This window comes from Thermodesulfobacterium hveragerdense DSM 12571, assembly GCF_000423845.1.
GTDB classification, from domain to species: domain Bacteria; phylum Desulfobacterota; class Thermodesulfobacteria; order Thermodesulfobacteriales; family Thermodesulfobacteriaceae; genus Thermodesulfobacterium; species Thermodesulfobacterium hveragerdense.
On sequence record NZ_AUIT01000022.1, the window covers coordinates 1 to 23783 of the forward strand.

The following is a 23783-nucleotide window of genomic DNA, read 5'->3' on the forward strand; positions in this document are numbered from 1 at the left end:
AGGTTTTATGTTATCATTAATTTAAAAAATATTAAAAATTTTTATTATGCCTCTAAAATATTTTATTAAAAGACACAATTTATATTCTACTCCCACTTTAGCCTTTAAGGAATGGTTTCTAAAGAGGAAAACCTTGGTTCATGCAGCGGGATTAAAATATCTACTTTATTTTTAAATTTTACCATCTGATCATAGGCTAAATAAGGGTCTATGTTGGTGCCAGGAGGGATAACCTCCATTCCCATGGCTTTTATTTTACTGGGAGGTTCAAAATTTTCCTGAATCACACAAAATCCGGTTATTCCTACAAGCCCTTTTTCTGTGTTGATGACAACGCTCATTCCTCCTTTGGTATGAGCAGGGGTATGCACCATGGTAATTCCAGGGGCTACCTCAAACACCTCTTCTCTTATATGGACCATCTGGCCTGCCTGGTCTATCTCTTCTATAAACTCATCCATGTATCTAAAATCTAAAGGATGGGGATTGTAGGCAGACTGAAACTCTAACTCATGGGCATAAAATATAGCATTGACACATTTGAAATCGTTTTCACAATGGTCGTTATGAAGATGGGTATGAATGACCATGTCTATATCTTTGGGAGAAAGTCCCCATTTAGCAAGCCCCTCTTCAAATTTATAGATTTTTCCACCGATAGCCTGTTCTCTAAAATCAGATTGTATTACTTCAAGAAGACCTGTATCTACAAGGATAACTTTGTCTGAACCTTCGATCAACCAACAATAAATTGGGATAACATACTCTTTCCCATAATCATGTTGATAGGTCATCATCCCTTTATCAAAAACCTTGGTCCCAACCACGATAGGATGAATTTTATAAAACGGACCTTTTTTCATGGTTTGCCCCTTGGCTTTGTAGGTGTTTTATAGTTATAGTTAGATTATATATCAGGTTGCAAAATGAGAAAAGAGGTTTAATATTAAAACCATGAGTATAAATAAAGTTATTTTGATAGGAAGGTTAGGGGCTGACCCTGAGATTAGGTATACTGTTGATGGTAAACCTGTTGTCAGCTTTAGGTTGGCTACCAACGAGGTAATCGTAAGAAACGGAGAAAAAGAGGTTCTTACCGAATGGCACAGGGTGGTTGCTTTTGGTCGGTTGGCAGAAATCTGTGGAGAATATCTAAGCAAAGGTTCTCAGGTCTACATAGAAGGTAAACTTAGAACCCGCAAGTTTGAAGATAAACAGGGTATGCAAAGATACGTTACAGAAATTGTGGCTCAAAACATGCAGATTTTAGAGAAAAAATCTCAAAGCCCTGAAGAATCTACTAAATCCTATCCTGTTGAAACCTCTCCAAAAATTTCTAAAAAATCTACAGATTTAGAACTCGATGCTTTAGAAGAACCTTTGATCGACGAAGAGGATATTCCCTTTTAGCCTTATTTATTGAAACAAGACTTTTTTACGAGAAGGGTCTATCTGTTGTTTTTCTTCCTTTTTGGGTAATTCTTCTTTGGTTTGGTCTAAAATTTCTAAGTTTTCTGGTTGCTTAAACTGAGTTTCAATTTCAGTCTCTAAGTTGTCGAGTTCAAACATCTGTCTTATTATGCCTATAGCCTTGCTTCCTTTTTCGTGATGGTCTTTTTTGATATAATTGATAGGGTAGTAAATGATTTTTTGGACCAGAGACTGGGTTAAAACTTCTAAATGTTGTTTTTCTTCCTCAGAGAGGTTTTTAAGTTTTTTTAGGGTTTTTGCTAGTTCGTTTTGTCTTAGTTTTTCCATCTTTTCACTTAGGGCTTTGATGGTGGGATGAAACTCCATTTGCTTGAGCCATTTTTTAAACTTGAAAACCTCTTCTTCGATGATAACTTTTGCCCTTAAGGCTTCTTTTTTACGTTCTTGAAAGTTTTCCTCTACCACCTCTTTCAGGTCGTCTATGTTGTAGACGTAGACGTTTTCTAACTGATTAACCTCAGGCTCTACATCTCTTGGAACAGCTATGTCTATGATAAAAAGGGGACGAAACTTTCTTGGTTTTAAGATAGAGGCAACCATCTTTTTGGTAATTACAAAAGAGGGGGCACCTGTAGAGGAAATAACCACATCTGCCTTGGTGAGTACATAAGGCAACTCTTCCAAACTGTAAGCCTCTCCTTTAAACCGGTCAGCAAGCTCAATAGCCTTAGAAATGGTTCGGTTGGCGATCAATACCTTTTTTACCCCGGCTGAGATAAAATGCATACAGGCAAGTTCTGCCATCTCTCCTGCACCTACCAGTAAAACCACCTTTTGTTTGAGGCTCCCTAGGATTTTTTTAGCAAGCTCACAGGCAGCATAGCTTATAGAGATAGCACCTCCTCCTATGCCGGTTTCAGTCCTAACCCTTTTGGCAACAAAAAAACATCTATGCAAAAGACGATTGAGCACAATCCCTGAGGTTTTATGGAAAAGCGCTTTTTGATAAGCCTCTTTTACCTGTCCTAAAATTTGAGGTTCTCCTAACACAAGAGAATCAAGACCACAGGCTACCTCAAAAAGATGCTTTACCGCTTCGTCGTTTTCCAACTGATAAAAATGCTTTTTAATCTCTTCTTGTTTGATCCTTACCTCTTTTTCAAAAAAAGAAAATAGTTCAGATAAGAAAAAGTCTTTTTGAGATTTTTCTAACACAAAGCAAAACTCGACCCTGTTACAGGTAGAAAGAAAATAGGCTTCTTTAAAGCTTAATTCCTCGTTTTTTAGCTTTTCAAGGGGAAAGATTGGGCTATCTTTAAAAGAGAGTTTTTCCCTTATTTCTACCGGAGCGGTTTTATGGTTTAGTCCTACCAGAAGGATGGTAATCTCAAGGTCAAGACCCATAGGTGTGAAACCCCTTGGTAAACAAGTTTATCACAAAGAAGCTTAAAAACCAAATCCCGAACCCCAAAATAAACATCTTAGCAGACCTTTTTCCTCTCCAGCCTATGACTACCCTTTGATGGATAAGCACTGCATAAAGCAACCACAACACCAGAGAAAACACTTCCTTTGAAGACCATCTCCAGTAGTCCCCGAAAACAAAGTTGCTCCATATAGCCCCGGTGATCATCGAGATAGAAAGAAAAAGAAACCCAAGATAAAGGGAGATTTCACTTGCCCGGTCTAAGTACTCTAAAGGAGGAAGTTTTTTGTAAAAAAGACCTAAAGATTTTTTTTTGATCTCTCGTTCTTGCAAAATATACATGATCGAAGTGGTAAGACCAAAAAGTAAAAAGGCATGGGAGATTAGTCCGGAAATCCCATGTATAGGAAACCAAGGGTTATAAAAATAAGGGGAAAAAGGAGAAACTTTGCCAGAAGAGAAAAAAAGGCTCAAAAGAAGACATCCTACCACCCAGGGGAGTATAAAAAAACCTACGGTGTAAAGTTTTACCTGGCTTAAAAAAGAAAAGCCAAAATAAACTAAAACAAGGCTCCAAGCTAAAAAGTTTAGAACTTCTTTAAAGATTAAGACCTTTAAAACCGCTATTTCGTAAGCTTGAATCCCCCAAAATACGGTGTGTAAAAAAAACCCTAACCCCAAGACGATTTGGGCGTATTTTAACGCCTCTTTCTTAAGGGTTTTAAAATAAAAATAAAAACCTATCCAGGAAATAAAGTAAACCAAAAAATACAGGTCAAAAAGTAGGTCACCCATCAAACGGCATTACTTTTTCTTAGCTATATAGATAGAACAGGGAGCAAAGTTAACCACCTTAGCAGCGGTAGAACCAAGGGTGTATCTGATGATGTCAGGTCTTACCCCTCTTGCACCCATTATCAAAAGGTCAGGCCCTTCTTGTTCTACAAAGTTTAGGATAGCCTCAGCTATGGAAAAATCAACCAATACTTCCTGTCTCACTTTATAACCGTCTTTTACCTCTTTGGCTACCTCCTCTAACAAGGTTTTAGCCTTTTCTATGGCTTTTTCCTCTTCCTCTTTAGATATTTCTTCTCTTTTTCTTACCACGGTTAAAAGAATGATTTCATCTAAGGTCTCTTTTAGAAAAGTAAGAGCCATCCTTAACCCTTCTTTAGCGTCGGCTGAACCGTCGTAAGCTACCACTATTTTCATAACTACCTCCTCTTTAGGATAGTATTTTTATAATTTTAGCACGAAAAACTATTTTAATCAAACTTAAAACTTTATTTAGCAAAACTTTTCCTAAATCTTAAGCCTGAGAAAAGAAAGATTACTCCTCCTACGGCTGAGATCCCTAAGATGTTTTTCCAGAGATACTCTATCCCAACCCCTTTAAGCAAAACCCCGTATCCAAACTCTAAATAATACCTCATAGGAGAAAGAAGACTTAAAGTTTTTATGGCAGGGTGCATGGCCTCTGGTGGAGTCCAGGCTCCTGAAATCATAAGCATCGGTACCAAAATGACCAGGATTACCATCATCGCCTGGGAGAGGTTGTTTACTATCGTTGCAATGGCTATCCCAAGAGAAGACATGGCAAACACATAAAGACAGGTGACCAAAAAAAATAAGATGATGTTTCCTTTTATCGGGACCTTAAAAACGCCTTTTACCATGATAAATAAGCTAAGCAAGGATAAAACACCGATTACGGCTACCGTAGGAATAATTTTGGCTAAAAAAACCTCCCAGGTTTTTACAGGGGTTATCAAAAGTTGTTCGATGGTACCATATTCTTTTTCTCTTATCAAAGCTGAGGCACTGATAAGAAGAGAAACCATCGTTGTCATGTTAAAAAGTTCAAGGAGACTCATAAACCAGGTACTAAGATGGTTAGGGTTAAAAAAGCTGCGGGGTTTTGCTTCTACCTGAGGTATCCTTAAGTTTTTCTGATAAACCGAAAAGTCTAAGATCTTTAAAGAATATTCATGAGCGATGGTTGATAAATAAGAAATAGCCATAGTAGAAGTCATCGACATGGTGCCGTCAATGATAACCTGGATTTTCCCTTTTTTTTGCTTGACATCCGTCTCAAACCCAGGAGGTATGACAATGGCCATAGAGGCTTTACCTTTATCCAGCCATTCTACTACCTCTTTGTCAGAGTTAACATACGCTACTATCCTAAAATGGGGAGGTCTTATCTTAGACAAGAATTCTCTACTTTTCAGACTTTTGCTTTGGTCTAATACGATGGTTGCAAAGTTTCTTACATCAAGCGTTATACCTTTACCTCCTGTATATACAACCCCAGTAAAGGCGTAGACTAAAACGATTAACAAAATCCTGTCTCTGAAAAGCTGAAGAAATTCTTTTTTGATTAAAGTGATAAGCCTCATAAAGGTTATCCTAAAGTTTTTTCTTAAAGTTTAAGATGGTAGCCAGATAGACCACAGAAGCATACAAAAAAAGGCTCAGGATGTTGGATATAAAATAATGAAAAGGCAGTCCTTTTAGATAGATTCCTCTTACGATGTCTAAAAAATAGGTTGCAGGAATCACCTTGCTAACAAGTCTTCCGCTAAACTCCATACTACTCACAGGATAAAGAAATCCTGAATAAAGATAGGTAGGAACTACGGTGGTGATAAAGGCAAGAAGCATAGCGGTGATCTGGGTTTTGGTAATGGTGGAGATAAAAAGTCCAAGGCCAACGGTACAAAAAAGATAGAGTATGCTTGCTAAGGAAAGTACGATAAAGTTTCCGATAAACTTGGTTTGGAAGATAAAAACCGTGATGGCAAAAAGTATCAAGTAGGTAAGAAAACAAACCAAAACATAAGGGATAGCTTTTCCAAAGATAATCTCCCATCTTTTAGCAGGAGAGGTGTAATAGTTAAAAATACTTCCGAATTCCTTTTCTCTTACTACTACCAAGCAACTGAGAAGCACCGGATAAAAACAAAGGGTGGTTACCAACATCCCTGGCATGATAAAGTTTTTGCTCTCAAGGGAAGGGTTATACCAGGCTCTTATTTCTAACTCTATGGGAAAATTTAAGGAGTTTTGGTCTCCAAGGAGTTTTTGGTTAAAAAGGGTGTTTATGGTACTCATATAGCCTTTTACTACCTCTGCTCTACTTGGATAGGTGCCGTCGATAAGCACCTGTACCTCTGTTTTTTCCTTTTTATGAAGTTTTTTTGAGAAATCAGGTGGTATAATTAATACCGCTCTTACCTTAGCAGAGTTTAATAAGTCTTCAGCTTCCTGATAGTTTTTTACCAGGGTATAAAGTTTAAAGTACTCAGAGTTTACAAACCCATCTATGTAGTCTCTGCTTAGTTTACTGCGGTCATGGTCAAGAAAGGCCACAGGGAGCCCTTTTACATCAAGGTTTAACCCATATCCTAATAAAAACATAACTATCACAGGGACTACAAACACAAAGGTAAGGTAAAGTTTGTCTTTTATAAGCTCGGTAAATTCTTTTTTGGTTATTCCTATCAGTCTTTTTAACATCGCCTCTATGGGTTTTCCTTCAGGTCTTTTAAGATAAAGTCTACAAAAGCCTCTTGTAAAGGAGGGAGAGTAATTTCAATCGTATATTCTTCAATACCTTTTGTTTTTAAAATCTCGGAAATCTTTGGTTGATCTTTCTCAGGAGTAAAAGTTCTTAAAAAAAGTTTGTTTCCGTAAAAATAAAGGTTAGGAAAATTGTTTTTTAACAGGGTATAGGCTTCTTTAAACCTTGGGGTTTTTATTTTTAGGAGTTTACCAGCGAGGGTTTCAGAGGTGATTTTTAGTTCTTCAGGGGTGCCAACTGCAATAAGCCTTCCCCGGTTCATAAGACCTATCCTGTCGCAGTTTTCTGCTTCATCCATATAATGGGTAGAAACGATAACAGTTATGCCTTTTTCTCTTGAAAGATAGTAAATGATCTCCCAGAAGGATCTTCTTGCTACAGGGTCTACTCCAGAGGTTGGTTCATCTAAAAACACGATCACAGGGTTATGCAAGATGGCACACATAAGGGCAACCCTTTGTCTTATCCCAAAAGGGACATCTTTAACAAGTCTTTCTTCCCAGGAAGAAAGTCCAAGCTTAGTTAAAAGCTCGGTAAAATTTTGTCCTTTTATTCCGTAGAGCCCGGCATAAAGTTTGATATTTTCCATCACCGTCAGGTCTCTGTAAAGGGAGAATTTTTGAGACATGTATCCTATTAGCTGCCACACCTTAGCTCTTTCTCTTTTTACATTATACCCTGCGATAAAGATATCCCCTTCGGTAGGTTCTAAAAGTCCGCACATCATCTTGATTAACGTAGTTTTCCCTGCACCGTTAGGACCAAGAAGCCCTAAAATTTCACCTTTTTTGACCTCTAAACTTACTTTATCCACTGCTTTAAACTTTCCAAAAGCCTTGGTCACCTTATCACAGACAAGCAAGGTCTCTTCTGAGGTAAAGCTTAAAGAAGGTTTTTGTAAAGGCTTGGGAGGTTCTTTTGAAATCACAGAGACAAAAGTTTGCTCTAAATCAGGAAACTCTTCGGGTTTACCCTGAAGTAAGATTTTACCGTTATGGATTAGGGCTATTCGTTGGCAGCGTTCTGCCTCATCCATGTAAGAGGTGGTTAAAAGAACGGTAATGTTTCTTTCCTGAACCAACGTTTGCAGAATTTTCCAGAAGTCCTGTCTTGAAAGTGGGTCAACTCCTGTTGTAGGTTCGTCAAGGTAGATGATGTCTGGCAGGTGTAGTAAAGTGCAGACTAACGCAAGTTTTTGTCGCATACCCCCTGAAAGGGCTTTAGCCGGTCTTGATAAAAAAGGTTTAAGCCTGGTAATCTCTAAAAGGATTTCTTTGTTTTTTTGAAATACCTCTTCTGGGATTTCCCTTAGGTTGCGGAAAAAGTTTATGTTTTCTTCGATGGTAAGGTTGTCATAAAGGTTTAATCCAAGCCCCTGAGGCATATATCCGATAAATTTTTTAACCTTTTCAGGGTCTCTGGTAACGTCTATACCGTTTACGTAGGCTTTACCAGAGGAAGGAGTTAAGACTCCCGCAAGGATTTGGACGATGGTGGTTTTTCCTGCTCCGTCAGGTCCTATCAGACCAAAGACTTCTCCTTTTTTTACCTCAAAGGAAACATTGTTTACGGCTAAAACTTTCTTATAAAACTTGGAGAGGTTTTCAACCTTAAGAACAGGCTCGTCTAAGGCTTTACCCATTCTGCCTTTGGGTCTGTTTTTATTACCACGTCTGCCGGCATCCCAGGTTTTAAAAGCCCTTCTGGGTTTTCTACCGAGACCTCAGCTCCAAAAACAAGTTTTACCCTTTCTTCCTTGGTTTCTACGTTTTTAGGAGTAAATTCGGCTTTTTCATAGACCCTGGTTAAAGTTCCGTTGAAATAGCGGTTAGGATAGGCGTCTACATACACCCTTGCAGGTTGGCCCAGTTTTACCTTCCCAACCTCTGGTTCAGGGATATAAACCTTGATATAAAGGTTTTGAAGGTTTACCATCGTATAGATAACTTGCCCTGGGTTTACGACTTCTCCTTCTTCAGCTACCCTTGAAAGGATAACCCCGTCTGAAGGGGCATAGATTTTGGTTTCCTTGTAAGCAACCTCTATTTCTTTAACTTTTTGTAGGGCTGATAGATACTTAGCCTTGGCTTGGTTGATGTAACGTTGATTTACCTTAAGTTCTGACAGGGCTGTTTTGTACTCCAGTTCTGCAACCTCAAGGTCTCTTTTAGAAACCAAACCTTCTTGGTATAGTTTTTTATATCGTTCAAGGTCTCTTTTGGCTTGTTCAACTCGGGATTGGGATTTAACAAGATAGCTTTCTGCCATAAGGATGGTTTCTTCTGCTGAACGAACCTCGTTTTGAGCTGCTTGAAGTTGGGCAAAGTACTCATCAGGGCGAAGCTCTGCAAGAAGTTCTCCTTTTTTTACTGGGTCGCTTTCTCTTTTGTAAAGCTTTATCACCCTTCCTTGAATTTTTGTGCCAAGGTTGATCTCTTTTCCTTCGACCCTTCCGTGTAAAATAAGAACTCCTGGAGGGGTCTTTTGCCTGTTAACATACCAGAAAATCCCACCTGCGAATAATACTAAAAATATAACGAAAAATAGCAGTTTTGCCTTAAAACCGAAGTTCATATCTCAAACATTATATACTTTTTAGCCAAGATGTGCAACATTAGAATGAAAAAATGTGTGTCAGATTTGATTTAAACGATCTGTAGGAATAGACAGGTTTTAGGTATGCAGACCAAGTAAAATAAAAAACTCTTTGTTTCCTTTGGGACCAAGGATAGGGCTTTGAGCTACTCCTAAAGGTAAAAATCCTAAAGAGATAGAAAAGTCCCAGATTTCATCTACCACTTTTTTATGGACCCAGGGGTCTTTAACCACCCCTTTTTTAAGAAGTTTAGGCCCTACCTCAAATTGAGGTTTAATCAGGGCTAAGACCTTTCCTTCTGGTTTAAGAAGGGGCGGTGTAACCGGAAGGATTTTTTTTAGAGAAATAAAAGATACGTCTATGGTAATCAGGTCCATTTTTTCAGGAAACATCTCCGGGGTAAGATATCTGGCGTTTATTTCTTCCTTAGGTATAACCCTTGGGTCGTTTCTTAAAAGAGGATGGAGTTGGCCTTTACCTACGTCTACAGTATATACTTTTTTAGCTCCTTTTAGTAAAAGGCAGTGGGTAAACCCACCGGTTGAGGCACCTATGTCTAAGCATACAAACCCTGTGACATCTATCTGAAAGGCTTCAAGGGCTCCTTCAAGCTTTAGCCCTCCTCGAGAAACATAAGGTATAGGTTCGTCAACTCTTAAAAATACTTCACATGAAAGGGTTTGCCCTGGTTTTTCTACCCTTATCCAGTTTTTTTCGTCTTTTGACCACCAGACTTTACCTGCCATGATCAGGGCCTGAGCCTTTTCTCTGGTCTCAGCAAGCCCTTTTTCTACTAAGATTTTATCTGCTCTGAGTTTATGCTGCTTCAATTTCTTTATCGATCACCATCGAAAGAATTCTTCTTTGTTGTTTTTCTTTGAGTATCTCAAGCCCTTTTTCTAAAGCCCTAAGAATAAGTTCTACATTAGGATCGGTTTTAGGGTTTATTTGCTTAGGATCGTAGGTGATGGCTACGATGAAAGCAGATTTTTTAAGGTTAAAGGTTTTATAAGAGAGGTTTTCTAGAGTTTGTAAAAGTTTTCTTGCTACCACCATCGCACCAGAGAGTGGGGTTTCAGGAAGGATAACTCCAAAACGATAGGGATTTTTAAGTTTAGCGATCACGTCAACCCTTCTTAATCTGCTGGCTAAGTTTTCAGCCACTAACTTGATAAAAATTTCTTCTCCTTTTAGGCTTTGAGTCTCTGCAATCTCTTCTCCTTTTTCTATTTCAAAGAAAAGGACGCTAAAAATTCGTTGATATCTTTTGGCCCTTAAAAATTCTTCCTTAAGCCTTAAAAGAAAATATTCTTCATTATAAAGTCCAGTAAGAGGGTCAAAAAAGGTTTGTTTTTTTAAAGTTTCTTCTGTTTTTTCAAGTTGTTTAAGTAAAAGTTCCTTTTCTCGTAACACTCTGGCTAATTCTTGTTTATAAATTTCAAGCAGTTTTTTTTCTTCCTTTTCTTGTTCTTCGATCTTCTGAAGTTGTTCTTTGATTTTCTTTTCCTTTTTTTTAATCCATTCAGTATAGGGGATAAGTTTGTAGGTCTCATACCCTAAGATTTCATAAAACTGGTTGATAAATCCAGGAAGGGAATCGAGTAAAACTGTCGCCTCTGTTTGAGAAAGGTTTAAAACTTCTTGGCAAACCTCCTGAAACCTTTGGTATTTGTGTTCTTTCTTGGGACTAAAATAGGCTCCTATACCTGAGTCTATCAAGTTTAAAATTTTTATGTCATAAAGTACATCCTGAGGAATTTCTTCAGGAAGGCCGGTGATACGGTGATGATGATAGAGGTCAAGCACAAACCTTCTTGGGAAATTATAGTTTTCAAAGTATTCTGCACCTATGGTTGCATGGTCAACCCCAAAAACTTCTCTTTCGGCATCCAGGGTAGTTTTCCCTAATTTTTTAAGTTTTAAGACCTGTAAGTATCCTTCAGGATAGACCTGATATAAAACCAGCACTCCGTAGTCCATCAAAAAAGAGGCTACGTGTAGATGGGTTGGGTAGTTTTCTATATGAGAGGTTAAAAGGTTAGATAAGCCAAGGTTAGCTATTGCCCTTGCCCAAAAAAGGTCAAAACTAAATTCGTTAAAGGTGTTTTTTTTAAGCTTTTGGGATAAAAAAGAGAGAACTAAAAGCTTTACTAGGTCTTCTCCTAAAATCAGGATTGCCTTCCTTAAATCTGAGACAGGAGGGTTGTCTTTCCTAAACTGAGGAAGATTGGTGGTCTCTATGATAAACCTTTTAAGTTCTTGCCTTTCATCGAGGAAATTTAAGAATTCCCTTTCTTCTTTTAACAAGAAGGTTTCAAGGGTTTCTTTGACTATGGAGGGAAGAGGGGGAAAGGGTTTTTTAGTAAGTTTTAATAGTCTGTCAAGCTCTCCCATTTTTGCGCTTTTAATATAAAATGATATCTAATGTATACTACCAAAAGATCGTCAAAAAAAAAGAGGATAAAGGAGGTTTTTAAGATGGAAGGACAAAAAGATTTGAAAGAGGTGGTTTTAGAAATAGCTAAGAAGGCGAAGTTTGCCTCTAAAGCTCTTGCCTCTCTGTCTTCTGGGGTAAAAAATGAGGTGCTAAAACGAGTAGCTCAGAAGATAAGAGAAAACAGGGAAGAATTGAAAAAGGTTAACGAAAAAGACGTAAACCAGGCTCTTTTGCAAGGACATACCAAGGCTTTTATAGACAGGTTAACCCTTTCTGATAAGGTAATAGAGGCCATGGCTAAGGGGTTAGAAGAGGTTGCTCAACTTCCTGACCCTGTAGGTGAAGTGGTAAAGATGTGGAAAAGACCTAATGGCCTTATGGTAGGAAGGATGCGCATTCCTTTAGGGGTGATAGCTATCATCTATGAAAGCAGACCAAACGTTACCATAGATGCAGCTGGGCTTTGTTTTAAAAGTGGTAATGCCGTCATCTTAAGGGGAGGAAAGGAGGCCTTAAACTCTAACTTGGCACTGGCTGACCTTTTTAGACAAACTTTAAAAGAGTTTAACCTTCCTGAGGATGCGGTGCAGGTTATTCCAACCCCTGACAGAACCGCCATGGAGTATATGTTAGAGCTTGAGGAATATATAGACTTAGTCATACCCAGAGGTGGAGAAGGACTTATCCGTTTTGTCACAGAAAAAGCCAGGATGCCTGTTATCAAACACTATAAAGGGGTTTGTCATGTGTATGTAGATGAGGAGGCTAACCTTGAAATGGCTAAAACGATTGCCATCAACGCTAAGTGCCAGAGACCAGGAGTATGCAATGCGATGGAAACTCTGTTAGTCCACGAAAAGATAGCTCCTAATTTTTTACCAGACCTTGCAGAAGAATACAAAAAATATGGAGTAGAGCTGAGAGGTTGCCCTGAAACCTTAAAACTTATTCTCTGGGCTAAACCAGCCACTGAAGAGGACTGGTATACAGAGTACCTTGACCTTATCCTGGCGGTAAAGGTGGTAAAAGATATAGATGAGGCGATAGAACACATCTCTAAATACGGAAGTTATCATACCGAAGCCATCGTTACAGAAAACTATTCTAAAGCTATGAAGTTTATCAGAGAGGTGGATGCAAGCCTGGTTTTGGTGAATGCCTCTACCAGGTTTAACGACGGAGGAGAGCTTGGTTTAGGTGCAGAGATAGGAATTTCCACAACCAAGATTCATGCCTACGGTCCTATGGGGCTTGAAGAGCTAACCACCACTAAGTTTATAGCCTTTGGTAATGGTCAAATCAGAACCTAAAAAAATAGGTATTTTAGGGGGGACTTTTGACCCCCCACATTTAGCCCATTTAAGGGTCGCAGAAGAGGTAAGAGAAGCCTTTGGTTTACAGGAAGTATGGTTTATCCCCGCAGGATATCCTCCTCATAAAAAAACAGAAACTCTCTCTTCCTTTGACCACAGGTTTAAAATGGTAAGCTTAGCGATAAAAGACAATCCTTTTTTTAAGGTCTTAGACATAGAAAAAGACGTTAGACCTTCTTATACTTTAAAAACCTTAAAAAAATTAAATGCCTCTTACCCTGAGGCAGAATTTTTTCTGATAATAGGCTGGGACAGTTTTTATCAGTTTGAAACCTGGTGGAATTACCAGGAATTTTTGCAATATACCAAGTTGGTTGTGGTTTCACGGGGTTTAAAAAGGTCAGAGGCCCTAAAAGATGCCTTTTTACAAAAATTAAACCAGCTTTGGGAAGATGCCCTTTCTATAGAAAGGGTATTTCTGTTAGAAGTAACCTCGTTAGACATTTCAAGCTCGATGGTTCGGTCTCTGGTTAAACATGGTTGTTCTGTAAGATACCTTGTGCCTGAAGAGGTTTTAACCTATATTTTAGAACATCAGCTTTACCGATAAGAGGTTTTTGAATGAGAGGTTCTGTTAAGGCTGAGATAACTCCTATGTTTAAACAGTATTTTGAGGTAAAGCACCAGTATCCTGATGCGGTGCTTTTTTTCAGGCTTGGGGATTTTTATGAGATGTTTTTTGAAGATGCAGAGACAGTGGCCCCTCTCTTAGGGTTGGTCTTAACCAAAAGAGAGGCAGGAAAGGGGCTTACTGCCCCGATGTGTGGTGTTCCTGTAGAAAAAGCCCTTTTTTACATCCAGAAGCTGGTTGACCTTGGTTTTAAGGTTGCTATCTGCGAACAGGTAGAAGACCCTGCCACCGCCAAAGGGCTTGTCAAAAGAGAGGTAGTTAAGATCTATACTCCTGGTTTAATGGTAGACTTAGAACTTCCGGAAAAAAGTAAAACCTATCTTGCGAGCCTCTACTTAGATAAAAAAGCAGGACTTGCCTTTTTAGAGCTTTCCTGCGGCGAGTTTATCTTTACCGAGGTAAACAGAGAAACCTTTTTGTCTGAACTGTTAAAACGTGAACCAAGAGAAATCCTTTGTTTAGAGGAGTTTGCTGAGTCTGAATGGATCTCTCTTGTCAAAGGTAGTCTTCCTAAGGTACATCTAAGTTTTTTAGACAAAAAAGCTTTTGGTTTAACCCAGGTGAAAGAACTTCTTAAGCTTCCCTATTATGAACGTTATCAAGAGGGTTTAAAAGCAGCCAACGCTATTTTAGTTTATCTACAAAACTATCAGCCCCATCTTTTAGATAAGATAGAAGCCCCGGTTTTTTACTATCCAGAGGAGTTTTTATTTTTGGATGAAGCCACCAAAAGAAACTTAGAACTGGTAAAAAACCTCTGGGATGGGTCTGAAAAATATTCTCTTTTTTGGGTGTTAGATGCTACGGTCACCCCGATGGGGGCAAGACTTCTCAAAGAATGGATAATTTATCCGTTGAGAGACATTAATCAGATCAAACTTAGAAAAGAAGCTGTAAGTTTTTTGGTAGAAAAACCAGACTTAAGATATGCCATTAGAGAGGTTCTAAAAAAATTACCTGATTTAGAAAGGCTTTCTACCAAGTGTAGTCTAAGGCTAATTAACCCTAAAGAGATGGCGCTTTTAAGGGATAGTTTAAAGTATCTTCCGGAGATAAAAGAGATTTTTTCCGGAATAGATAACCTTCCACGGCTTTTAAGAGACATCCTCTCTCAGTTAGGAGAGTTTACTGGGTTATATCAAAGACTTTGTGAGGTTTTGGTAGAAAACCCTCCTTATACTTTAAAAGACGGTGGGATCATAAAAAGAGGGATAGACCCCACCTTAGATGAAATGAGGGATCTAAAAGATCATGCCGTAGACTACCTTTCAGCCATAGAAAGAAAAGAGCGAGAAAAAACAGGGATTCCTAACTTAAGGATAGGGTATAACCGGGTTTTTGGTTATTACTTTGAGGTCTCTAAAGGGAATGTTAGGCTTGTGCCACCTTATTTTGAGAGAAAACAGACTTTAACCAACGTAGAAAGGTTTGTAACCCCAGAGCTAAAAGAACTGGAACAAAAGATCATCACCGCAGAGGAAAAAATCAAAAATTTAGAGTATGAGTTGTTTTTGGGATTAAGAGAAGAGGTAGCCCAGTATAGAGAGGATTTAAAAAGAACCAGTCAGGCCCTTGCTACCCTTGATGTACTCGTTTCTTTAGCCAAAGTGGCAGTAGAAAACGACTATGTCTGCCCTGAGATTATCGAGGAAGAAGGGCTTTATATAGAAGAGGGAAGACACCCAGTTATAGAAAAAATCCAGGGTAAGGAAAGGTTTATTCCTAATTCTGTAGAGTTAAAAAAGGATGAGGCTGTGCTTTTGGTGATTACCGGTCCTAACATGGGAGGTAAGTCTACCTATCTTAGGCAGACAGCCCTTATCGTCATCATGGCTCAGATGGGAAGTTTTGTCCCTGCAAAGTATGCAAGGCTTGGAGTGTTTGATAAGGTCTTTACCAGGATAGGGGCAGGAGATGAACTTGCTCGAGGAAAGAGCACCTTTATGGTAGAGATGAGTGAGTGTGCCTATATCCTGAAAAATGCAACCAGCAAAAGCTTGGTGGTTCTTGATGAGGTGGGAAGAGGAACCAGCACCTATGATGGTATGTCCCTTGCATGGGCTATATCAGAAAATTTGTACGAAAAAAAGGTTTTTACCTTGCTTGCAACCCATTACTTTGAGTTAACTGAGCTTGGGAAGGTCTATACGGGAATTAAAAACTATCATGTAGCTGTTAAAGAATGGCAAGATGATATCATTTTTATGTATAAGGTTTTACCAGGGGCAGCTAACAAGTCTCATGGTATAGAGGTAGCAAAATTGGCTGGAATTCCTCAAGAGGTGGTTGACAGAGCTAAAGAAATACTTTATAAATTAGAGAGAAAAAATCTTAAGGAATCAAGTGAAATAAAGACAGCTTCAAAGAGGGTTACTCAGTTGTCTATTTTTGACCGAGAACATCCTTTGCTTCAAAAGATAAGAAACTTAAACATAGAAGAGATAACTCCTGTTGAAGCTCTGAACTTTTTGTGGGAGATTAAAAAAGAGTTAAAATGAAAAAGTTCAGGTTAAATCAAAGAAGCTGTATTACATTAATTTTTTTCTGGTCTTTTTTACTTCTTTTGGTAGGAGGATTTTCTCAAGTAAAGGGGGCTACTAAGTCTTCTTCTACTCCTAAGGTTTCCCAAGAGTATGTTTACCATACCGTGCAAAAAGGCGAAACCTTAGAAAAAATAGCCAAGAAATATAACCTTTCTATACCTGAGTTAAAGAGGCTTAACAACTTAAAAAAAGATAAACTCTCAGTAGGGCAGAAGCTTATCGTTGGGGTAAAAAAGGTTCAACCTAAAAAGGAAGAACCTAAGCCTAAAACCTCTCAAGGAAACGAAGTTCGCCACATAGTAAAAAAAGGCGAAACCTTAAAAACGATCGCTCAAAAGTATGGAACAACTCCTGAAGAGATAAAACGACTAAACAACCTAAAGACTAATAAGGTAAAGCCAGGACAAAAGCTTTTGATAAAAAGGGAGGAATCTACTTCTTCAGAAAAAGGAAAAACCACAGAAAAAAAGGCGTATGTCTATCATGTTGTAAGGAAAGGAGAAAGTTTAGAGAGTATCGCCCAGAAATATCGTGTTTCTAAGGAGGAACTTAAGAGAATCAATCGCCTTAGGTCAGAAAATTTAACCCCAAACCAAAAACTTATCATCCGACCCAAGGAAGAGGACGAAGGTTCTTATTCATCTCAGCCTTCAAAACCTGTCGAGGAAAAAGAGACGAGTTTTCAGACTTTGGAAAAGAAGTTTGAAAGGTTAAAAAACAGTTCCAAGGTTAGCCGAAAACAATGGATGAGGCTGGCAGAGGAATACAGGAGGTTTTACCTTCTTTATCCAAACAACCCTTTATCCCCTAAGGCGGTATTAAGAACAGCTCAGGCTTATTATCAGGCTTATACCAAATCTTTGCGCAAATCAGACCTTAACCAAGCGGTGAAAAATTATCAAAGACTTTTGACTCATTATTCTAACTCAGCTGAAACAGAAGAAGCCTATTATATGCTGGCTAAGATATATGGTGAGGATTTATCTGATAAAACCCTTTCTGAGAGATATAGAAAGGAGCTTGAGCAAAGGTTTCCTAAAAGTGCTTATCTTGCCAAATTAAAACCTTTACCTCAACCTGTTACTCAAAAAGAAATCGCTAAAAAAGAAAAAAAGAGAGAAAAAGTTTGGTTTTATCCCTCAAATAAAACCACACCAGAGCCTGGGATTACCATAGCCCCTCAAGTGATACCTAAACGTTCTGAACCCAAGGTAAACGCTCAACCTGCTCCGGTTTTAGTAGCCGATGCCAAAAGGGTCTTAGAGGTTTCTCCGGTAACAGGAGAGGACTATACTAGGATTATCATCGGTGTTTCTGGAAACTTTGAATACCAGACTAACATCCTTAAAAGTCCTACTCCAAGGATTTATGTAGACATCTATCCATCAAACCTTGACCCTAAAGTTCCTAAGGAAATAGAACTTAAGGACGTACATCTACAAAAGGTAAGGGTAGGTCAGTTTGATAAAAACGTAGTAAGGGTTGTGGTTGACCTAAAGAGCCTTACATCTTATAAAATTTTTAAGTTAAAGGACCCTCATCAGCTTGTGCTTGATTTTACCGGGAAAGAAAAGGTTCTTTCTACTGGTATAGCTACTAAACCCAAAAAGTCTAAGAGTTTGTCTTCTAAGAAAAAACAAACCGAGGACAAGCAGGAATACATAAATCTTGCGAGACAGTTTGGTTTAGGGATAAAAAGGATAGTAATAGACCCAGGGCATGGAGGCGAAGACCCAGGGGCTGTAGGCCCTACAGGGCTAAAGGAAAAAGAAGTCAACCTTCAGGTAGCTAAATTTTTAGCGCAAAAAATTAAGGAGCGCTTGTCAGATGTAGAGGTAATTTTAACAAGGAATACTGATGTTTATATCCCCTTAATCCAGAGGCCAGCGATAGCTAACTCAAAAAAAGGTGACCTTTTCATCTCTATCCATACCAACGCCTCCCCTGACCCTAACGCAAGGGGTATCGAGGTTTATTACCTTAACTTTAGCACAGACCCAGAGTCTATGAGGGTTGCAGCTCTTGAAAACTCAGCTTCAGACAAAACCTTAAGCGACCTTCAAGATTTAATCAAGGCTGTTCTTTCTAACACCAAACTTTCAGAATCAAAACTTTTAGCAGAAAAGGTTAACCAATATCTTCATCAAACCTTAGTAAGGTTTTATCCTGATACCACTTCTCGAGGGGTAAAGTATGCTCCTTTCTTGGTTTTGGTAGGTACAAGGATGCCTGCTGTTTTGGTAGAAGTATCTTTTATAACCAATCCTGTAGAGGAGTCACGTCTTAAAAATCTTCATTATTTAGAGATGCTTGCTGAAGGTATTGCTAAGGGAGTAGAAGCTTATATACAAACTCTAAAACTTTCTCAGAACTTCCATGGCAAAACCTCTTAAACTTCTATTTGGAGTAGACCTGTTTTTTTCTCAGGGGCTTTATCAAAGTTATCAGAAGTATAAGGTTGCCCTTCTTTGCAATCAGGCCTCTCTTGATGAGACCTTTACCCCCACCTTTATAAGGTTTAAACAGGCCTTTGGAAAAAACTTTAGGCTTATTTTTTCCCCTCAGCATGGGCTTTACTCAGAAAAACAGGCTAACATGATAGGGTCTTATGACGAAGTGGAGCCTTTTACCCAAATCCCTATAGTAAGCCTTTATGGCCCAAGGTTAGAGCCAGAACCTTATCATTTAGAAGACATAGACGTAGTTTTTGTAGACCTTCAGGAAGTTGGCTGCAGGGTTTATACCTATATCTGGACGGTATTTTTACTGCTTAGAGTGTGTTTTAACTTAGAGAAAAAGGTAGTAGTCCTTGACAGACCAAACCCTATAGGAGGAAAGATAGAAGGCCCTTACTTAGAAGAAGATTTTAGATCCTTTGTAGGCCTCGATCCTTTACCTCTAAGGCATGGTTTAACCATAGGAGAATTAGCCTTACTGTTTAAAAAACGACATTTTCCAGGTTTGGATTTAGAGGTGGTTCCTGTAAAGGGTTACAGGAAAAGTTTGTTATGGAAGGACCTTGGTAGGCCTTGGTTTTTACCTTCTCCTAACCTTCCTTCCTGGTGGTGTAGTCTCGTTTATCCAGGTCAGGTGTTGCTTGAAGGAACAAACCTTTCTGAAGGTAGAGGCACAACCTTGCCTTTTTTAGTTTTTGGTGCTCCTTATTTAAAGATAGAAAAGGTGCTTAATTTTTGGGAAAAATTAGGCCTTCCAGAGAAAAATTATGTAGTTTTAAGGCCTTTTGTTTTTGAGCCTACCTTTGATAAATGGAAAGGTAGCCGGTGTTTTGGTTTCCAACTTTACGTAAAAGACCCGGTAAGGTTTCAACCAGTTAAAAACACCTTTATCTTGCTAAAGTTTATAAAAGAAAACTTTTCGGAGTTTGAGTTTTTAAAGATTCCTTATGAGTTTGAAGAAAAAAAACGTCCGATAGACATTCTAGTAGGAAGTAAACCCGTGCTTGATTGGTTAGAAGGGAAAAAGGAAATTGACCTTGATTTTTACCTGTATTATATTAAAAAATTATCAGGAAGAGATAGCCTCTATTTTGATGTATGAGTAAAAATAAAAGTTTATGACTAAAAAGTCAAGCAATAAAACGATAAAGTTTAAGTCTAACAAGGAGCGTGTAAGTTATTTACTGAAGCTTTTTGAGAAGAAAGACAGGGTGCTTATTGTTATTTGGGCAGACCCTGACTCCCTTGCTTCAGCTTTGGCTTTTAAAAGGATATTGCAAAACCGGGTAGAAAAGGTAACCATAGCTAACATAAACGAAATAACCAGGCTTAACAATAAGGTGATGGTAGAGGTTTTGAAAATACCCTTGGTTAAGTATTGTCCAAAGTTGCTGGAAGAACATAATAAGTTTGTTTTGGTTGACTCTCAACCCTCTCACTGGGAAGAGTTTAAAAACATCTCCTGGGATGTGGTGATAGACCATCATCCTCTTTTTAGTGAAATCTATGCTAAGTATTATGACATCAGGCCTGATTATGGCGCTACCGCAACCATCCTGTATGAATACTTAAAAACTTTAAAGATCAAACCCTCTGTCTACTTAGCTACAGCTTTGGTTTACGGGATAAAAACAGACACCAGTAACTTTGAAAAAAGTGCTAACATCCATGATGTAATGGCTTTTCAGAACCTTTATAAACACATGAACAAGCATCTTCTTTCCAAGATAGAGAGCTCAAGCTTGAGGCGGTCTGAACTAAGATATTTTAAGATTGCTTTAGACCAGCTTAAGTTTAGAAAAAACAGGATGTTTACCTATGTAGGCAAGGTAAGTAATACTGATGTTTTAGTGTTGATAGCTGATTTTTTCAACAAGGTGTATGAAACCTCCTGGGTGTTTGTAGGGGGTGAATACAAAAAAATATTAACTATCATCATCCGCTGTGACGGTTATAGAAAAAATGCAGGAAAAATGGCTAACAGACTTTTTAAAGACATCGGTTCTGCAGGAGGACATAGAGAAAAGGCTCGGGCTGAAATTCCTTTTGCCAACCTTTCTACCCCGCCAGAGCTTTTTAATACCGATAAGCTTATCAAACTTTTCGATAAATATTTTAAGTTGATAGATAAATTGATAGATAAAAAAGGAACGGAGAAGGTAAAAGAGTAAGCTATGTCAAGATTCGTAGACCAGGCAAAAATTTATGTTAAGGCAGGTAATGGTGGCGATGGCTGTGTAAGCTTTAGACGTGAAAAATACGTGCCTAAGGGAGGTCCAGATGGAGGCGACGGAGGGGATGGAGGGGATGTTATCCTGGTAGCAGATCCTCAGGTCCATACCTTGTATGATTTTTATCATCAGGTGCATTTTAAGGCTGAAAGCGGTCGCCCTGGGATGGGCAAGAAGATGAAAGGAAGAGATGGAGAAGACCTTGTTTTGCGTGTACCTGTAGGTACCATCGTAAAAGATGCTGAAACCGGAGAGGTTTTAGGTGATTTGATAACCCCTGGTCAAACCTTAGTAGTAGCCAAAGGAGGTAAAGGAGGTAAAGGAAACGCAAGGTTTGCTACTCCGGTCAGACAGGTCCCAAGAATCGCTGAAAAAGGAACCTCTGGAGAAGAAAGGTGGATTCTGCTTGAGTTAAAGTTGATAGCAGATGTAGGACTGGTTGGGCTTCCCAACGCTGGGAAATCTACCTTTCTTAGCAGGATTTCTGCAGCTAAACCCAAAATTGCTGACTATCCTTTTACTACCCTTGAACCTAATTTAGGGGTGGTAAGCTTGTTAGAAGGAGGATCTTTTGTGGTTGCTGACATCCCAGGGCTGATAGAAGGGGCTCATAAGGGAGTTGGCCTTGGACATGACTTTCTGAGACATATCGAACGCACAAGGATTTTGCTCTACGTGCTTGACATCACCAAAAAAGAAGAGGTCTTAAAGGATTATCAAGTACTTAAAGAAGAACTCAGACTTTTTAACCCACGGTTATTAGAAAAAGAATACTTTATAGCCTTAAACAAGATAGATACGATAGCAGACCAGGAAGAGATAGAAAAAATCGTGCGTCTTTTCCCTGAAGAAGACCAATCAAAGATTTTTCCTATCTCGGCGGTATCAGGCCAAGGGGTGGTTGAGTTGATTTATACCCTTTGGAAAAAAATAAACGAGATTTTACATGCTGATGAAAAAGAGATCATTTTAGGACAATAAGTTATGGATAGACAAGCCAGACTTAAAAAAGTTTTAAAAAAGGTAAAAAGGATAGTGGTAAAGGTTGGTAGTGCGGTTATTACTAAACAGGATGAGGGACTAAACTACGAGGTTTTAGAAAACTTGGTTTATCAGCTTCAGAAAAAGGTCAAAGAGGGTTATAAGGTAGTTTTGGTGTCTTCAGGGGCTATTGCCTGTGGAAGGGCCAAACTAAAGTTTTATAAAAAGCCTCTTGCTCTTTGCGAAAAACAGGCTCTGGCCTCTATAGGACAGGCGGCTTTAATTCAGGCTTATGAAAACCTTTTTAATCAATACGAGATTTTTGTTTCTCAAATCCTTCTTACTGCAGAAGACCTTTCTTTAAGGGAACGCTACCTTAACGCTAAAAAAACCTTTGAAACCTTGCTTAAGTGGGGTATCCTTCCAATCGTTAATGAAAACGATACAGTTACCACAGAAGGGATAAGGTTTAGTGATAACGATACCCTTTCTGCCTTGGTTGCAGGAACCATCGAGGCAGACCTTTTGGTTATCCTTTCAGATATAGATGCCCTTCATAAGGAGGACCCAAGAGAAAACCCTCAGGCTGAAAAGATCTCTGAGGTGTTTAGAGTAGATGATGAGATTTTTAAGATGGCAGGGAAAAAACCTGGAAGTCTGGGAAGAGGAGGGATGTATTCAAAGTTGCTGGCAGCCAAGATGGCAAACTCTATGGGTATTCCTGTGGTTCTTCTCTCAGGTAAGGAACCATTTATTCTGGAAAAGTTCTGGGAGGGACAAGGGATAGGCACCATCTTTTGGCCTGAAGAAAGAAAACTCAGCATGAGAAAACTCTGGATAAAATACTATATCAAACCAGAAGGCAGGATTTATATAGATGAGGGAGCTGAGAAGGCTCTGTTAGAAAAAGGAAAAAGTCTACTTTTACCAGGTATTCAAAAGATAGAAGGAGAATTCCCAAAGGGTGCCTGTGTAGAATGTGTAAACCATCAGGGAAAGGTTATAGCCAAAGGACTTGCAACCTTTTCTTCCTATGATTTGCAAAACCTTCTTTCCTCTGAAGAAAGACCTAACAAGGAGGTAATCCATCGAGATAATTTAGTAATCCTTAAGTCTTAAGCCCTGTTCTTTTGGTATTCTGTGATTTTTTCTATGATGGTGTGAGCTGAGTTAAAGGCTTTAAGGATGTTTCCTCCTTTGACCGCAAGGTCTCCTGCAAGAAAAACCTTCGGGAGGCTGGTTTCCAGATGTTCGTTTAGAATAGGATTTCCTTTTTCATCAAACTCTATCCCGATTTTTTTAAGAAAATTTTTAGGGGTCGTTCCTCCTAAACAGTAGATGATAACATCATAAAGCTCAGTCATTTTATCCTTAAAGAAGACCTTTATTTTTCCACCTTCAGGGGCTATTTGGGTTATGTTTGTCCCTAATAAAAGTTTGATTTTTTCTTCTTTTTCTTTTTGATAAAGAAGGTTTAGGTTGGTTTCGTTTATCCTAAAAAAATAAGGCCTTCGGTAAGAAAGATGGACCTCGTTCTTTTCACAGAACTGAAGACTTACCTCAGCTGCTGTGTTTCCTCCACCTACTACTAAAATTTTCTTGTTTTCTAAGGCCACATCTGGTGGTTCAAAGAATACCCTGTTTTTTAGTTCAGAAGGAATAGGATACTCGGGTTTGTTAGGGACACAAAAGATACCTATAGCAATGATCACAAACTCTGCCAGAAACGTAGGCTCATCTTTTACCCAGATTTCATAACTCCCGTCATTTTTGACTACGTTGGTAACCTCAGAATTAAGTCTTACATCAAGGTTCCACTGTTTTATCCAGGAATTAATCCTTTGTAAAAATTCTTCTTTAGTTTCTGTCTCAAACGAGCAGATCCCTATGGGTTTGACGTTTTTTCCTCGGTAATCAGCATCTACCCGTTTGCCTGGTTTGTAAAACTTGGAGATGGTGTAGCAAACCTCTTTATGTTTTTCCAGAACCACCACCGGCTCTAAACCTTTAGCTTTGGCTTCTATCGCGCAGGCAATACCTGCAGGACCACCACCTACTATGGCAATCTTTACCCTTTCTAAGGGTCTTTCCATAC

20 protein-coding genes are annotated in these 23783 nt (G+C 38.8%); 9 read left to right on the top strand and 11 right to left on the bottom strand.

Annotated elements, in window-relative coordinates:
• Positions 1-104: 104 nt before the first annotated feature.
• On the bottom strand, positions 105-863 hold the full coding sequence (locus G580_RS0106900) for an N-acyl homoserine lactonase family protein (RefSeq protein WP_028841563.1): 759 nt from the start codon (positions 861-863) through the stop codon (positions 105-107).
• A gap of 91 nt (positions 864-954) precedes the next feature.
• On the opposite strand from G580_RS0106900, the gene G580_RS0106905 reads away from it, so the two are divergent.
• Positions 955-1410, top strand: a complete 456-nt coding sequence (locus G580_RS0106905) for a single-stranded DNA-binding protein (protein ID WP_028841564.1) — start codon at positions 955-957, stop codon at positions 1408-1410.
• A 6-nt stretch (positions 1411-1416) separates the two neighbouring features.
• On the opposite strand, the gene hemA is transcribed toward G580_RS0106905, so the two are convergent.
• From hemA to G580_RS0106950, 9 genes are all read right to left on the bottom strand, one after another.
• Positions 1417-2835, bottom strand: a complete 1419-nt coding sequence (gene hemA / locus G580_RS0106910) for a glutamyl-tRNA reductase (RefSeq protein ID WP_038041809.1) — start codon at positions 2833-2835, stop codon at positions 1417-1419.
• Positions 2825-3652: a cytochrome C assembly family protein gene (locus tag G580_RS0106915; RefSeq protein ID WP_028841566.1), complete on the bottom strand. Its 828-nt coding sequence runs from the start codon at positions 3650-3652 to the stop codon at positions 2825-2827. The genes hemA and G580_RS0106915 overlap by 11 nt, the downstream gene beginning before the upstream one ends.
• A gap of 9 nt (positions 3653-3661) precedes the next feature.
• Positions 3662-4069, bottom strand: coding sequence for a universal stress protein (locus G580_RS0106920; RefSeq protein ID WP_028841567.1), 408 nt, complete (start codon positions 4067-4069; stop codon positions 3662-3664).
• 71 nt (positions 4070-4140) lie between these two features.
• Positions 4141-5256, bottom strand: coding sequence for an ABC transporter permease (locus G580_RS0106925; RefSeq protein WP_028841568.1), 1116 nt, complete (start codon positions 5254-5256; stop codon positions 4141-4143).
• A 10-nt stretch (positions 5257-5266) separates the two neighbouring features.
• A complete protein-coding gene (locus G580_RS0106930; protein ID WP_028841569.1) occupies positions 5267-6376 on the bottom strand; it encodes an ABC transporter permease in 1110 nt (369 codons plus the stop codon).
• A gap of 5 nt (positions 6377-6381) precedes the next feature.
• Positions 6382-8082 (bottom strand): ATP-binding cassette domain-containing protein, encoded by a 1701-nt coding sequence (locus G580_RS0106935; RefSeq protein WP_028841570.1) that lies wholly within the window; start codon positions 8080-8082, stop codon positions 6382-6384.
• Complete coding sequence (locus G580_RS0106940; RefSeq protein WP_028841571.1) at positions 8067-9014, bottom strand: HlyD family secretion protein; 948 nt, start codon at positions 9012-9014, stop codon at positions 8067-8069. Before G580_RS0106940 ends, G580_RS0106935 begins: the two co-directional genes overlap by 16 nt.
• A 99-nt stretch (positions 9015-9113) precedes the next feature.
• Positions 9114-9866: a TlyA family RNA methyltransferase gene (locus tag G580_RS0106945; protein ID WP_028841572.1), complete on the bottom strand. Its 753-nt coding sequence runs from the start codon at positions 9864-9866 to the stop codon at positions 9114-9116.
• A complete protein-coding gene (locus G580_RS0106950) occupies positions 9853-11430 on the bottom strand; it encodes a sensor domain-containing diguanylate cyclase (protein WP_028841573.1) in 1578 nt (525 codons plus the stop codon). The genes G580_RS0106945 and G580_RS0106950 overlap by 14 nt, the downstream gene beginning before the upstream one ends.
• A gap of 84 nt (positions 11431-11514) precedes the next feature.
• On the opposite strand from G580_RS0106950, the gene G580_RS0106955 reads away from it, so the two are divergent.
• Genes G580_RS0106955 through proB form a run of 8 tightly spaced genes read left to right on the top strand, consistent with a single transcriptional unit; the run spans position 11515 to position 22807 of the window.
• Positions 11515-12783, top strand: a complete 1269-nt coding sequence (locus tag G580_RS0106955; protein ID WP_038041811.1) for a glutamate-5-semialdehyde dehydrogenase — start codon at positions 11515-11517, stop codon at positions 12781-12783.
• Complete coding sequence (gene nadD / locus G580_RS0106960) at positions 12764-13396, top strand: nicotinate-nucleotide adenylyltransferase (RefSeq protein WP_038041815.1); 633 nt, start codon at positions 12764-12766, stop codon at positions 13394-13396. The genes G580_RS0106955 and nadD overlap by 20 nt, the downstream gene beginning before the upstream one ends.
• Positions 13397-13407: 11 nt before the next feature.
• On the top strand, positions 13408-15975 hold the full coding sequence (gene mutS, locus G580_RS0106965; protein WP_028841576.1) for a DNA mismatch repair protein MutS: 2568 nt from the start codon (positions 13408-13410) through the stop codon (positions 15973-15975).
• The gene (locus tag G580_RS11070; protein ID WP_051173224.1) at positions 15972-18413 is read left to right on the top strand and encodes an N-acetylmuramoyl-L-alanine amidase; all 2442 of its coding nucleotides are present in this window, start codon (positions 15972-15974) and stop codon (positions 18411-18413) included. The genes mutS and G580_RS11070 overlap by 4 nt, the downstream gene beginning before the upstream one ends.
• Positions 18397-19578, top strand: coding sequence for an exo-beta-N-acetylmuramidase NamZ family protein (locus G580_RS10375; protein WP_051173226.1), 1182 nt, complete (start codon positions 18397-18399; stop codon positions 19576-19578). The genes G580_RS11070 and G580_RS10375 overlap by 17 nt, the downstream gene beginning before the upstream one ends.
• A gap of 16 nt (positions 19579-19594) precedes the next feature.
• Positions 19595-20647, top strand: a complete 1053-nt coding sequence (locus G580_RS0106980; RefSeq protein ID WP_028841577.1) for a DHH family phosphoesterase — start codon at positions 19595-19597, stop codon at positions 20645-20647.
• A 3-nt stretch (positions 20648-20650) separates the two neighbouring features.
• Positions 20651-21688, top strand: a complete 1038-nt coding sequence (gene obgE, locus G580_RS10380; RefSeq protein WP_051173228.1) for a GTPase ObgE — start codon at positions 20651-20653, stop codon at positions 21686-21688.
• A gap of 3 nt (positions 21689-21691) precedes the next feature.
• Complete coding sequence (proB, locus tag G580_RS0106990; protein ID WP_051173230.1) at positions 21692-22807, top strand: glutamate 5-kinase; 1116 nt, start codon at positions 21692-21694, stop codon at positions 22805-22807.
• Here proB and G580_RS0106995 read toward each other — a convergent pair.
• Positions 22804-23781 carry an NAD(P)-binding domain-containing protein gene (locus G580_RS0106995; protein ID WP_028841579.1) on the bottom strand — a complete coding sequence of 326 codons (978 nt, stop codon included), beginning with the start codon at positions 23779-23781 and terminating at the stop codon, positions 22804-22806. The genes proB and G580_RS0106995 overlap by 4 nt on opposite strands.
• Positions 23782-23783 lie beyond the last annotated feature (2 nt).